This is a genomic window from Photobacterium piscicola (genome assembly GCF_046058925.1).
Classification (GTDB): domain Bacteria; phylum Pseudomonadota; class Gammaproteobacteria; order Enterobacterales; family Vibrionaceae; genus Photobacterium; species Photobacterium piscicola.
In genome coordinates, this window is record NZ_CP175535.1 from 411,867 (window position 1) to 424,400 (window position 12,534).

At 35.9% G+C, this 12,534-nt stretch carries 9 protein-coding genes, 6 tRNA genes and 1 pseudogene; 12 read left to right on the forward strand and 4 right to left on the reverse strand.

Annotated features, from left to right (window positions below; genetic code table 11):
- Positions 1–46: 46 nt before the first annotated feature.
- Positions 47–1,369 carry a hypothetical protein gene (locus tag ACJZU6_RS16515; RefSeq protein ID WP_408901431.1) on the reverse strand — a complete coding sequence of 441 codons (1,323 nt, stop codon included), beginning with the start codon at positions 1,367–1,369 and terminating at the stop codon, positions 47–49.
- A 535-nt stretch (positions 1,370–1,904) separates the two neighbouring features.
- Positions 1,905–3,209 (reverse strand): serine dehydratase subunit alpha family protein, encoded by a 1,305-nt coding sequence (locus tag ACJZU6_RS16520; protein ID WP_408901432.1) that lies wholly within the window; start codon positions 3,207–3,209, stop codon positions 1,905–1,907.
- Positions 3,210–3,700: 491 nt separating this feature from the next.
- On the opposite strand from ACJZU6_RS16520, the gene ACJZU6_RS16525 reads away from it, so the two are divergent.
- Together ACJZU6_RS16525 and ACJZU6_RS16530 are read left to right on the forward strand one after the other, a co-directional pair.
- Entirely contained in the window at positions 3,701–5,059 is a 1,359-nt protein-coding gene (locus ACJZU6_RS16525) for an NCS2 family permease (RefSeq protein WP_107276802.1), read from the forward strand.
- A gap of 457 nt (positions 5,060–5,516) precedes the next feature.
- Positions 5,517–5,696 carry a hypothetical protein gene (locus ACJZU6_RS16530; protein ID WP_408901433.1) on the forward strand — a complete coding sequence of 60 codons (180 nt, stop codon included), beginning with the start codon at positions 5,517–5,519 and terminating at the stop codon, positions 5,694–5,696.
- Between the two features lie 304 nt (positions 5,697–6,000).
- Here ACJZU6_RS16530 and ACJZU6_RS16535 read toward each other — a convergent pair whose 3' ends face one another.
- A complete protein-coding gene (locus ACJZU6_RS16535; protein ID WP_080156451.1) occupies positions 6,001–7,023 on the reverse strand; it encodes an acyltransferase in 1,023 nt (340 codons plus the stop codon).
- A gap of 545 nt (positions 7,024–7,568) precedes the next feature.
- Here ACJZU6_RS16535 and ACJZU6_RS16540 point away from each other — a divergent pair.
- The 8 genes from ACJZU6_RS16540 to ACJZU6_RS16575 all read left to right on the forward strand — a co-directional run bounded on the left by ACJZU6_RS16540 (position 7,569) and on the right by ACJZU6_RS16575 (position 10,304).
- Positions 7,569–7,659: transfer RNA gene (locus ACJZU6_RS16540), tRNA-Ser, on the forward strand.
- Between the two features lie 48 nt (positions 7,660–7,707).
- Positions 7,708–7,783 (forward strand) — tRNA-Thr (locus tag ACJZU6_RS16545).
- A 9-nt stretch (positions 7,784–7,792) separates the two neighbouring features.
- A tRNA-Tyr gene (locus tag ACJZU6_RS16550) sits at positions 7,793–7,877 on the forward strand.
- A 19-nt stretch (positions 7,878–7,896) separates the two neighbouring features.
- Positions 7,897–7,971, forward strand: a tRNA-Gly gene (locus tag ACJZU6_RS16555).
- A gap of 6 nt (positions 7,972–7,977) precedes the next feature.
- Positions 7,978–8,053 (forward strand) — tRNA-Asn (locus ACJZU6_RS16560).
- 93 nt (positions 8,054–8,146) lie between these two features.
- Positions 8,147–8,238, forward strand: a tRNA-Asn gene (locus tag ACJZU6_RS16565).
- A gap of 525 nt (positions 8,239–8,763) precedes the next feature.
- Positions 8,764–9,675: a hypothetical protein gene (locus ACJZU6_RS16570; RefSeq protein ID WP_408901434.1), complete on the forward strand. Its 912-nt coding sequence runs from the start codon at positions 8,764–8,766 to the stop codon at positions 9,673–9,675.
- 230 nt (positions 9,676–9,905) lie between these two features.
- On the forward strand, positions 9,906–10,304 hold the full coding sequence (locus ACJZU6_RS16575; RefSeq protein WP_146144498.1) for a hypothetical protein: 399 nt from the start codon (positions 9,906–9,908) through the stop codon (positions 10,302–10,304).
- Positions 10,305–10,699: 395 nt separating this feature from the next.
- Here the strand turns inward: ACJZU6_RS16575 and ACJZU6_RS16580 are convergent, their stop codons facing one another.
- A complete protein-coding gene (locus ACJZU6_RS16580; protein ID WP_408901435.1) occupies positions 10,700–11,143 on the reverse strand; it encodes an Lrp/AsnC family transcriptional regulator in 444 nt (147 codons plus the stop codon).
- A gap of 122 nt (positions 11,144–11,265) precedes the next feature.
- On the opposite strand from ACJZU6_RS16580, the pseudogene ACJZU6_RS16585 reads away from it, so the two are divergent.
- A pseudogene (locus ACJZU6_RS16585) lies at positions 11,266–11,696 on the forward strand (DUF2000 domain-containing protein).
- A gap of 165 nt (positions 11,697–11,861) precedes the next feature.
- Positions 11,862–12,470, forward strand: a complete 609-nt coding sequence (locus tag ACJZU6_RS16590) for a LysE family translocator (protein WP_408901436.1) — start codon at positions 11,862–11,864, stop codon at positions 12,468–12,470.
- Positions 12,471–12,534 lie beyond the last annotated feature (64 nt).

A 12,534-nucleotide genomic window follows, 5' to 3' on the forward strand; every position in this document is an offset into this window, starting at 1 on the left:
ACTGCGGCATTTTTTTAGCGTCACGTTTTTATAAGGATGTGACGATTTAGATAAACACTAATAGCGGCGAGATACAGAGCAAGATACCAGTGATGATAATAAGGTTTGTTGCTGTGCCTTTATATTGATGCAAATGTGGTACTTGATACACTAAATAGGCAGGAATTAAACAACCTACAATACCGAATATTGGAGAGCAGATTGATGTAAACGATAGAATCGGTAAGTTTAAAGCAACCGCACCCCACGCAATCAAAATAATAAATACAGTGGTAAGCTTATTCACCAAATTGGTATTAATACTGCTTGGGTCAAATTTACGTTCAAGTAGGTTCATGGCTAAACCGCGACAGGCTTCTTTAAAGGCAAGAAAAACACCAAAGAATGAAGTCACAACGGCAAAGATATTGATCACGATACCAACAATGGTTGCAGAGCTACCAGGGAAGTAATGTGCAATCATTGCGAGGGCTGAAATGTTTAATTCCATCGCATGTTTAGCTTCTGTCTGACTGATGGCAAAAGTAAACGATACTGCAAAGAAAAACACGATTACAAAGAGAATAGTAAATGCAATTTTCATTGCACGAGTGGCTTTATAACGTGCAACTTCAATGGATTTTTCATGTGAACGGTAAGAAATAACCATTGGGCTCAATGACTGAATAAACAGAATTGATGTGAGGGTAAATGGCAATGTAATAATGGCATTTTTCAACATTAAGCCCCAATTTTCAACGGGAGTAATATTGGCGAGGCTCCATTGAGGGACTAATAATACCCCCATAACGGCGACTAACAGTAAGACGGTGACGGCCATAAAACCGGATATTTTAAATAAGATTTTTTCACTTTTTGAACCGATATAACTGAGTAAGCTAATCAGTGCTAATCCATAAAAAATATTATTATTAAGATGGGTTTTCGTTACACCAAAAGAATGTAGATATGAGGCACTATCATTGGTCACGGTTAATGCATAGACCAAGACCCAAATCACTAACATTAAGAAATAAAGAATACCTAACGCAATTCCCCAATTTTTACCTAAATAACCAGAAATAACACCAGGATAATCAGTACATTTTTTTGATTCAGCTAAAGTATTGATAAAGAGCTTTTGGAATAAGTACATGGCTGGATAACCAATTACAGCTGAAAGTAAAAATACCCATAATCCCATAACCCCTACTTGGACAGGTAAAAATACAATACCTGCACCAACGGCCATGCCGATACTCATTACAATCCAACCGATGTCGACATTGTCAAATTTAATTGCTTGTTGCCATTGTTCTTGTGTCATATTGGCACGAATATGCAGAGGCGTATTCGCTGTAGAAGGGGAATTATTGACTGTTTGGTTCATATTAATATCAGCCTTGAATGATTAACCTAAACACAGTGTTTGGCTTATTATTTTGGTGGCAGGATCGCCAATCTAGTTCGCGTCTTTCTAGCAATATAAAGCAACTAAATTATAACGAAAGAGAAGCTAAAAAGAGTGCTTATGGCTCATGCATTTGGCTTTAACTTTATGTTATTTAAATATTTTAGAACCACTTATCAGAATAATCTGATAGATAAAACGCACTCAATGTCGTTATGACAAAGGTAGGATAGGGCGATTTATTTACGTCAATAAAGTGGTTTGCCTAATAGTGTTTACGCTGTTTATGGAGGGAATTATCACGCTATTATAGTGGCTTTTAAATAACCAGAAGTAATATTTTATAACTAAAAAGAATATCAAGAGGTGGGAAAATGCTATTTTTACTGTTTTTTTCTTATGATCTAGTAAATAAGAAAATATAGTCCTCTAGATTATAATAAAAAAGCAACTGAGTTATCTGGCTTTATCTATATATCTAGAGGATTTATCCACAAGTTAGCGGTATGTATGGTTATTTATTAATCATGATATCAAGGATCTGAACATCAGTTTGTGTCATTGAACCATTCGCTAACGCTGAAAGGTTACGAATAGTACTATCAACGTCGTTTGCAACAATACCTTCATTACCTGTAACACTAAAGCCATCAAGTGCCATTAATGCAGATTTTATGGCAGAGCCTGCAGATGACGATACTTTCATTGCACAACTGGTTTTTGCACCATCGCAGATCATGCCTGCGATATCACCAATCATACTGTTGATTGCTGCGCTAATTTGTTGAATATTGCCACCGAGTAGCCATGTCATACCAGCAACAGCACCCATTGATGCCGTTGTTGCACCACATAAAGCAGATAATTTGTTTTGATGGCTTTTAATATAAATCGCCATTAAATGTGACAGCATTAAAGCACGAATCAATTGTTCGTTAGTCGCCTTGATAAATTCAGCGACGACTACCACTGGCATAGTCGCAGCAATACCTTGATTGCCTGAACCTGAATTACTCATCGCCGGTTTCATGGCGCCACCCATTCGAGCATCAGAAGCTGCTGCAGTACGTAGTAATACGTCTGTTAATAGCCCTGATGATAGCAAGCCGCGATCAATATTACGCTGAAAAGTTGCGCCCACTTGAAGGCCATAGTTACCCGCTAAGCCTTCAATCGAAAGTGCATTGTTGAGTTGGTAAGCTTGCTCAATAAAGCTAATATCTGCTAATGGTGCTTGTGTTGCGAAGTCAAAAATATCTTGAGCACAAGCATCAGTGAAAGGATTGGTATTAACTTTTTCTTTGGCCAAGTGAGTCGTATTTTTTGGATCAGCAATGTAAGTTGTTATTCCGTCTTCTTCTATTGCAAGTATATGAGTGTGAGTATCTGCAATGATGACGCTTGCAGAGCGATCGCCACTAAAGACGGTGACTTTGGAATACAGAATATTACTGACATTCGCAACACTAACGGTTACTAATTTCTTATCAAGCATCGCTTTTGCAATAGCAACATCTTCAGGAGTAAGGTTTTTGAGAACTTCTAATTGCGCCTGACTGTCGCCTGCAATAGCACCCGTCGCTGCGGCGATTTCTAGCCCGACCATTCCAGTACCAGGTACAGTTACACCCATACCATTTTTCATTAAATTAGCCGATACGAACGCTTCAATTCCGGTAATTTGTTGATGATTAATATTAAGTTTGTTTACGGCAATTGCTGCTGCTAATGCAACGGATACGGGTTCAGTACAGCCAAGAGCTGGTACAACATCGCGTTTTACAACATCAATAAATGCAGGCCAAAGTGTATGTTTCATTGCAATCACCTAACGCTCTATATAAAGAGTCAAAAATTATGGATAAAGCAAATTGAGATATTTGCAGAGTCAATAATCAGCTAATAGTCTTTTTTTGTTCGTGCTGCTGAGTATACGTCTAGTTGTAAAGAAAAAAATTGTATAATCATTACTTATAGTAGGATTAAATAGAATTAATTACTATTAATTAGATTACTGGTGGAATATATGATGCGTAGATCACGGTTTTTTTGGTAGTATTTTTCATTAAGGCGATAAGGGATTTTTATGATAACTGTAAGTCTGTTATTTTAAATAGGCAAAAAAAAGTAGTTTCTAGTGGCGGTAGAGGTTACTTTTTAGGTATCATCCTCAGGTAGAGATCATATAAAGGTTGAAGATAATCACTTCAGCCTTTTCTTTTTTTTGAAAACGTAAACGTTTGCGTTGGCGCAGTAATAAATTATGGCCAGTGATGACGGTTTGAAACTAGAAAATTATAGGAAGACATCATGTCTGCTGACAATAGATCCAATACCCAAAGTTTACCAGCGCACGGCTTAGATCGTTATTTTCAAATATCTGAGCGTGGTAGCAGTGTTAAACAAGAAATTATCGCTGGGTTAACGACCTTTTTAGCAATGGTATATTCAGTCATTGTTGTACCAAGCATGTTAGGTGCGGCTGGTTTTAATCAAAGTGCTGTTTTTATTGCAACCTGCTTAGTTGCAGCTTTTGGTTCATTACTGATGGGACTGTGGGCGAGATTACCAATGGCCATTGGTTGTGCGATATCGCTTACTGCCTTTACTGCTTTTAGCTTAGTACTTGGACAAGGGGTCAGCATTCCTGTTGCTCTTGGTGCTGTATTTTTAATGGGGGTTCTATTTACGCTGATCACTGTGACGGGTGTTCGCGGTTGGATCATGAGAAATATGCCGACAGGAATTGCACATGGTACAGGTATTGGTATTGGACTATTTTTATTATTGATTGCCGCTAATGGTGTGGGTTTGGTTATCAAGAATCCACAAGCAGGCTTACCGGTGGCTTTTGGCCATTTTATGTCATTGCCTGTGATTATGTCATTGGTAGGGTTGGCTGCAATTATAGGTCTTGAAAAACGTCGAGTACCTGGCGGTATTTTGCTCGTCATTATTGCTATTTCAGTTTTTGGTCTCATTTTCGATCCTAATGTGAAATACCATGGCTTGTTTGCACTGCCTACATTTGGTGGTGAAGGCTCTTTAGTTGGTTCTTTAGATATTATGGGTGCGCTTAACCCCGTGATCTTACCGACAGTGCTTGCGTTAGTGATGACGGCTATTTTTGATGCGACAGGTACGATTCGAGCGGTGGCAGGCCAAGCTAATTTATTGAATGAACGTGGCAATATCATTAGTGGCGGTAAAGCGTTAACTGCCGATTCAGTAAGTAGTATTTTTGCTGGTTTTGTTGGAGGCTCTCCAGCAGCTGTTTATATTGAATCTGCTGCGGGTACTGCTGCCGGTGGTAAAACAGGTCTAACGGCAACAACGGTTGGACTCTTGTTTGTTCTCATGCTGTTTTTAGCGCCTTTAAGCTATTTAGTTCCCGCTTACGCAACTGCGCCAGCTTTAATGTATGTAGGCTTATTGATGCTAAGTAATGTGAGCAAGCTAGATATGAACGACTCTGTTGATGCGTTATCTGGGTTGTTATGTGCCGTCTTTATTGTGCTAACAGGCAATATTGTTACAGGTATTATGCTTGGTTTTGTGAGTTTGGTTATTGGTCGCGTTGTGTCTGGTGATTTTAAACGATTAAATATTGGTACGGTTATTATCGCAATCGCATTAGTGGTGTTCTACGCTGGCGGTTGGGCTATTTAAGCGAATAAAATTATATTGTTATCATTAACCCGCGTACTAAACGCGGGTTTTTTTATTGAATAAAATAGCTAACTTCCAATTTTGGTCTGTTGTATTGATCAAAAATGAAAACTTGCTTTACATGATCTGTGGTTATCATTGTTGCTCAGTACATTGATAGGTTATCAATGCTGAGTTTAAATAATATCGGATCGTATTTATAATGCGAATTTAAATATATATTATTTAAATTCAATATGTTATTGCTATTTTGTTGTTGGTGACTAAGCATAAAAAGAAACGCTAACGCATTTTAGAAGGTAATTAACGAAGAATGGTTTTTCATGCTCTCTATTTGTGTATCTAACGTTGCAATTTACATGGGATGACAATTAATTTAATACTGGTAGATTTAAAAAAAATGAGTTGCCTTAGGGTTTTTTCATTATTCTATTTTTATTAAACGTTGAGGTTAACCATGAAAGTCGTTATTGAAATTTTAGAGTCAGGTACATACCGCGATCAAGCTTGGGAAGGAACTTTCTTATCAACGAAAGGTGAATTACGTGCAGTTACACCGTCTTATGCAGCACAGTTGATCAGTCAAGAGAAAGCGGCACTTTATCTTGATAATAATGGAGAAATGAAGTTTGCATAAATACCAATATGGTAGTGAAATTTAGAAATGGCGTTTCTATTAACTTAATAGAAACGCCATTTTTTTAACTTTAATTTATGCTTATTTACAATGTAAATTTAATATTAATCAATTGGTTATGATTTATTATTGATGTTGACGAGAAATCACCGAAATAGCTCAAGTAAATTGTGAATAAAGGTGAGTAAACTTCCTAAAAAATTCATCCATTCTATAAACAAAGCAGGCATAAGATAATTATCTTTGATTCAAAAAAGTAAAAAGGGGCGTAGAAAACGCCCCTGTGATGGTATGACTTACTTTGTTATGCAGTAACTGGTTTATTTTTGATCTTTGTTTTTAAGAAGCGGTCAATTGGCATTTCTATAAATTTATAGCATAAGAAACCAGCAATGGCGCTACCAACGACTAATGCTGTTACATAAAGTGGGCCAATATTGATCAGGCCTAGCTTACGCATTACGATCGTAACACCAGAAATAATAAATGGGTGTACTAGATATAGTGCATATGATGACATGCCTAATTGATATAGTAGGTTAATTTTTGGCATTTTTGATTCTAAAGAAACGAACCCAATAAATAATAGGAACATTGGAATACCATAGGTAATAACACGACCTAATGAGGTAGGTAAAAGTGAACAATCAAAATTATGAGCAATCAGTAATATCAATGCCACTATTGTTGCTATAGCTGCCATTTTCATTGAAATCATTTTATTAGTTATGATTTTATATGCAACGATGCCTAGTACAAATTCGATTAAAACTGGATTTGTAATAAATGTGGCTGGGTTTAAAACCCATTTTGGATGTGCAGGTGGGAATATAAGACCTACAATCACTAAAATAATTAAAGCAATCGATGTAAATAATTTTTGTTTGTCTTTAGAAAATAAGAAGGAAGCAAAGATTAAATAGAAAAAGAATTCATAGCTTAATGTCCATGCATTATTGATTAAATATGGATGTCCATTAGGGATTAAAGTAAAAGAAGAGAATATAGACGTTGAATGTGAAGACGATGAATTGACTAAGGCCGGATTAATTAAGTAAATGGTTAAAGCGACACAAGTTAAAATCCAATATAAAGGTGCAATACGTATTACACGGGATTTCATAAATGAAGTAAAGGATTGTCGATTTCTATCTACAGTTAAACACATGATAAAACCTGAGATAATGAAGAACAGATCAACCCCGCCTCCGCCAATTTTGACGAAATTCAGAAGATCGATGTTGTAAATCATTGCCTTATGGTTTGAATGAGCAATAACCACCATTATTGCTGCTAAAGCCCGTAAGTATTGTATAGATAGGTACACTGTAAATCTCTTTATATTGAGTTGATAGTAATCTTTAAAATATGTTAACACTCGACGATATAAAGACAACCCAGATACAAGTTTTGTTTATGAAATACACTTAAAAACATAACTAATATTAATTAATTGGGTTTTTATATTCGCATGATAAATGATTTATGTGGGGTTATTCTTTTAATATCGATTGACATATTTAAGGCTTTATTGATCAACATAAAAAATTATAAATGACAAAAATTAGTATTATATAGGCTAATAGTTCCACTATTTATATATTTGCGAGCTGTGTACGAGTAATAATTAACGTTGCCTTTGGTTAACATTTGAATGAAATTACAATTGTATGTGATAAAAAAACGTATCTGATTGTACTTAGCGATGATTATAATTATCAATATGACGTTATAAACGTAAAAAACAGGCTATTACAATCAGTGAAATGTTTTTATTTTAGACTTTACGGTTAAAATTTGTTTGATTGGAACTTTTTTGTGTTTTTTCGCTTTACAGATACAGCAGATGACTATAATATTTACCGCACTTACGGAGAGATGGCTGAGCGGTTGAAAGCACTGGTCTTGAAAACCAGCATACGTTTATAGCGTATCTAGGGTTCAAATCCCTATCTCTCCGCCATATTTAGTTATCAAGTTTCGACTTGGTAGTAAAAAAAGAAATTAGTGTGCCGACTTAGCTCAGTAGGTAGAGCAACTGACTTGTAATCAGTAGGTCACCAGTTCGACTCCGGTAGTCGGCACCATTAAATTTCGGTGGGATTCCCGAGTGGCCAAAGGGAGCAGATTGTAAATCTGCCGGCACTGCCTTCGAAGGTTCGAATCCTTCTCCCACCACCATAATTTGTAAAGATACATCGCAGGTATCGTATAATGGCTATTACTCCAGCCTTCCAAGCTTGAGATGCGGGTTCGATTCCCGCTACCTGCTCCAAACAATTCCCTCTTAGTTCAGTTGGTAGAACGCCGGACTGTTAATCCGTATGTCACTGGTTCAAGTCCAGTAGAGGGAGCCAAATAGAGAAGCCCGCAAGAAATTGCGGGCTTTTTTACGTCTGGAGAAAATAACAGGTGATGTGGGTTCGCTTCCCGTTGCTTGCTCCAAATAATTCCCTCTTAGCTCAGTTGGTTGCTTTTTATTAGACGCTTGGCGGACTGTTAATCCGTGTATCACTGGTTCAAGTCCAGTAGAGTGAAGCCAAATAGAGAAGCCCGCAAGCAATTGCGGGCTTTCTTACGTCTGGAGAAAATAATAGGTGATGTGGGTTAGCTTCCCGTTGCTTGCTCCAAACAATTCCCTCTTAGCTTAGTTGGTTGCTTTTTATTAGACGCTTGGCGGACTGTTAATCCGAGTATCACTGGTTCAAGTTCAGTAGAGTGAAGCCAAATATAGAAGCCCGCAAGCAATTGCGGGCTTTTTTACGTCTGGACTAAACATAGGACAGCCATATCTTTACTTTAAAAACTCAACACACTGTGGGTAGATTTCTTATCATCATCACCCGCATTCTTTTTTGGAATGACACTATCTAAGTAAAAAGTTATGGGTGTCCAGTATTTCTGTATTTATCCCTAGTTCAAGTCCCATTTAGTCACAACAAGTATTACCTCAAATTAACGAACTAATTTTAATCTGCAGTTATAGTAGCGGTATAATAATGTCTAAAAATAGATAAATGGGCTAAATTTAAATATGTGATATTGAATACCGTTAGGAGAGTTTAAGATGAATGAAAGAACTTTAGCCGTTGATGCAATCCCTGATAAATTAATTCCTCAGTTTTTAAAGCAAGCGAAAAAAATAGATAATTTTTGGTTTGATATGTTTCTACTTTGTGTCACTTTTGGCTTGAGAAATATAGAATGTAGGGAGTTAAAATTTTCACAGATCAATTTAAAAGAGAAAAGAATAACATTATCAAATACAAAAGCCGACAAAGCGAAATTAACCAGAAAAGTTAACCAGCACCTTGATAAACAATGGAATATAAAAGGGAGGCAATGGCTACGAAAACACATGGTCGACCTAAACGCATCGTTGATTATCAGGTTGGCAACTTCGCTAGATGAGTTGGGTTTTATAGCAGAAGAATATCAATTGGGTGTTGCTTATGAAAAAGCAAAACAGCATTACTACGATAAAGAAAAACCTCAAATTTACAATTCTTTAAGAAGAACCTTGCCATCCCACTCTCGGCAAATCGATTTTTCATCATTTAAAGCTATAGAACAAATGCTTTCTCGACGATTAAAAAAACACAAAGGGCGTACATATTTATTTCCTCGAGATGAACTCATTCGTAATAAATCAATCACAAACAAAGATAAGCCTTTATCCAGACAAAGTGTTTACAACGTAATAAAAAAAATAAGTTATTCATTAAAAAATAAATTAAAAGATATTAAATTAGGATTGCATTCTTGCCGAAAATCAGCGGTTCAGAAAGTTGCAACCTTAATGAATGATGTTTTTGCAGCATCCATTTGGATTGGTCATGGCCATGGCAAAGGCAATTTATCAATGACAGAGCGGTATTTAAATCGTTCAAAACATCGATTCCAAGAAATAAACCTAAAGTTATCTAAAACTTGTCATTATGACCATTGCGTCAAGTTATCGAAGTCCTCTTGTTGTTAACCCAGTAACAACACTGCCTACGAATCTACCATCTATTCCTTCTTTATTGTTGTTATTTAATATAAAAAGAGATGAAACATGATTATTTTCTTATTTAACATGTAGTTAATCAACATTGACACAATGGTCATTATGACAAGGTCATTGCGAAAGTGCCGAGAATAGCGTAACGATTAATTCGCTCGCTAAGGTATTTTTCGTGATTAAAAAATGAAAGAAAGGAAATGGAGATGATAGAGAAAATACTGGCAATGAAAAAAGTGCAGCTTGAAGGATCGATATTATTACAAGTATCAGATGGATTTGAAACCACTGTTACAGGGCTAAATGCTAACGGGGAATATTCATTAAACACTTTTTGTATAACATCTTTTACAATGGATATAACAACACAATTGCTATCTGTTGTTGTTTCTCGACGTTTTCCCATTATTCCAGTACAACAAAAAGGTTGGCTTTGTGCTAATGGTTGTGAATTTGAGTATGAGCAAGTGGAATTAACCTGTAATTATTGCTTGATTTATAATCACGTCGTTAGTGTTGATGTACAAGTTGATTCAGGTAAGAGACTTAAAGTAATTTCACTTTCATCACCTTATCTTGAGCTAGATAATAATGTTATTTTCTAAGTGTTATTGAATAAAGATAACAACATAAGATAGAAATGGCTTAATTTATTTGCAGCCATAGTGAGCAACATTTATTGATTCCAGTTCATAGAAAAGCCTATGATTTGAAAATAGTTCAATATGGCATTTCTAAATTTAGTAGATGTAACAGATATTATATTGAATCAATAGGGATGTTCGTCGATATGGTTGTTGTGGGATCGCTTGTATACATCAAGCGACTCTTATTTCTAGGGTAACTTTCAAAATCCAAACAGAAAATGATCAATGTTTCTAACTGTGATAATTTTGCTTTGTATTGGACAGAACTGAGCGTTGTACAACGAATTTGATTAACGTGCTATTTTGCATATTAAAACTATAGATGGATATAAAAAGTTACACATATTACCTGATTATGCTCGTTCATCCTTGGTCGACTCCATAACCACATGAGTTGTAATCATTGCAATGTGAGGGAGCATTCCAAGGGTGTTAGAATGAAATTCTTTGTAACTTTTTAAATCTGTAGTTTCTATACGTAATAGGTATTCAAATCTCCCCGTTACATTATGACATTCCACGACTTCTTGTGATAGCGAAATGGCTTTTTCAAAACTTTTCTGTGCCTCACTTGTATGTGTAGAAAGACCGACTGTAACGTACGCAACAAAGCCGCGACCAAGTGCTTTGTAATCAAGTATTACACGATACCCTTTAATGATTCCTTTACTCTCTAATTCTTGAACGCGGCGCAAGCATGCAGATGCAGATAAGCCTATCTTTTGTGCTAGTTCTGCATTTGTGATTTTTCCATTCGTAGTTAACTCTTGCAAGATTCTTTCGTTATAACTATCCATACGTCACTTTTATTGTGTTATTTGTTTAATCACCACAATATGCGCAAGCACATTTCGTGTAAAGCTATATATAGTATATATAACAATTAGATGAGCCATACTTTAACTAATAAGGTCAATCAATGAATAATCTATCAGATGAAACGGAAAAACGATTTGTTGCGATTCTAAATAAAAAATGGATGTTGGGCGTGCAGCCAATGTTCTTGGTCACATTAGCGTCGGCTTGTCGAACTTGCTGACGCCCGATGATGCGGTCTATGTTGACTATACGGATCTGGATAACAACCTACATAGTAGTGTATCTCATTACCCATTTATCGTTTTGAAAGCAGACAACTCAAATAAAATTAGGAAGGTAAGAGAAGGAGCTATTGCTCGAGGAATTAAATTCACCGTTTTTACCCACACCATGATTGAAGGTGGTTCAACAGTGCAGCAGTCCAAGACAAAGGAAACACCAGAATTAGAAATGAATTACTTAGGAATATGCCTATTTGGCGAAACAGAAGTAATTCGAGAGGTAACCAAGAAATTTAGTTTGTATAGATAGGCTAACTATTACGATATATCCCCTAAAATCATTTATATAAATTTGGGTGCTCCTTTTGCTAAGAATTTTGTGCATATATCATATCAACTTAATGTTCGATATATATTGATATAAATGATTTTGTTTAATGAATAGTAAGAACTAAAAAATTAAGAGGAAATAAGTTTGGAGTATGTACTATCTGTTGCATTATTTGCTATCTCTTCTTCGGTAACTCCTGGTCCTAATAATATAATGGTTATGACATCCGGTCTTAACTTTGGTGTGCGAAAAAGTTTGCCTTTATTAATAGGGATTAGTCTTGGTTTTACGATAATGCTCTTACTAGTCGGATTAGGGTTTAGTCAATTATTTGATCTATTTCCTCATCTAACGTTGACCATAAAAATTGCTGGTACAGCTTATTTGCTTTATTTGGCTGGGCTAATAGCTAGAAGCAGTAGAATTGAGGTGGTCAACAAGCAAACAAAACAGTTTGGGTTTATGAAGGGGATGTTATTTCAATGGGTGAATGCTAAAGCATGGGTTGTTGCTATTGGGGCAATCTCAGCATTTACCACTGTAGGTGAGCACTATATATCCCAAAATTTGATAATCGCGGCTACATTTTTTTTTATATTGTTTCCTTGCGTTGGTGTCTGGTTATTGTTTAGTTCACTTCTTCGCTGTTATCTCGAAAAACCTATTTATTTACGTTGGTTTAACATATCGATGTCATTATTATTGATGGTATCAACATTACCTGTTATTCATGATATTTGGCAGCAGTTTTAACTACGTAGATTAACGTAATATAAGGGCTGTCGGTATAAAATATATAACTATTAAATTTAGATGC

What these genes read in the sequence shown, in the direction of transcription:
- ACJZU6_RS16580 (WP_408901435.1), bottom strand. Translation starts at nt 11,143, where the DNA reads ATGGATAGTTATAACGAAAGAATCTTGCAAGAGTTAACTACGAATGGA.
- ACJZU6_RS16530 (WP_408901433.1), top strand. Translation starts at nt 5,517, where the DNA reads ATGAAAGTCGTTATTGAAATTTTAGAGTCAGGTACATACCGCGATCAA.
- ACJZU6_RS16520 (WP_408901432.1), bottom strand. Translation starts at nt 3,209, where the DNA reads ATGAAACATACACTTTGGCCTGCATTTATTGATGTTGTAAAACGCGAT.
- ACJZU6_RS16525 (WP_107276802.1), top strand. Translation starts at nt 3,701, where the DNA reads ATGTCTGCTGACAATAGATCCAATACCCAAAGTTTACCAGCGCACGGC.
- ACJZU6_RS16575 (WP_146144498.1), top strand. Translation starts at nt 9,906, where the DNA reads ATGATAGAGAAAATACTGGCAATGAAAAAAGTGCAGCTTGAAGGATCG.
- ACJZU6_RS16570 (WP_408901434.1), top strand. Translation starts at nt 8,764, where the DNA reads ATGAATGAAAGAACTTTAGCCGTTGATGCAATCCCTGATAAATTAATT.
- ACJZU6_RS16515 (WP_408901431.1), bottom strand. Translation starts at nt 1,369, where the DNA reads ATGAACCAAACAGTCAATAATTCCCCTTCTACAGCGAATACGCCTCTG.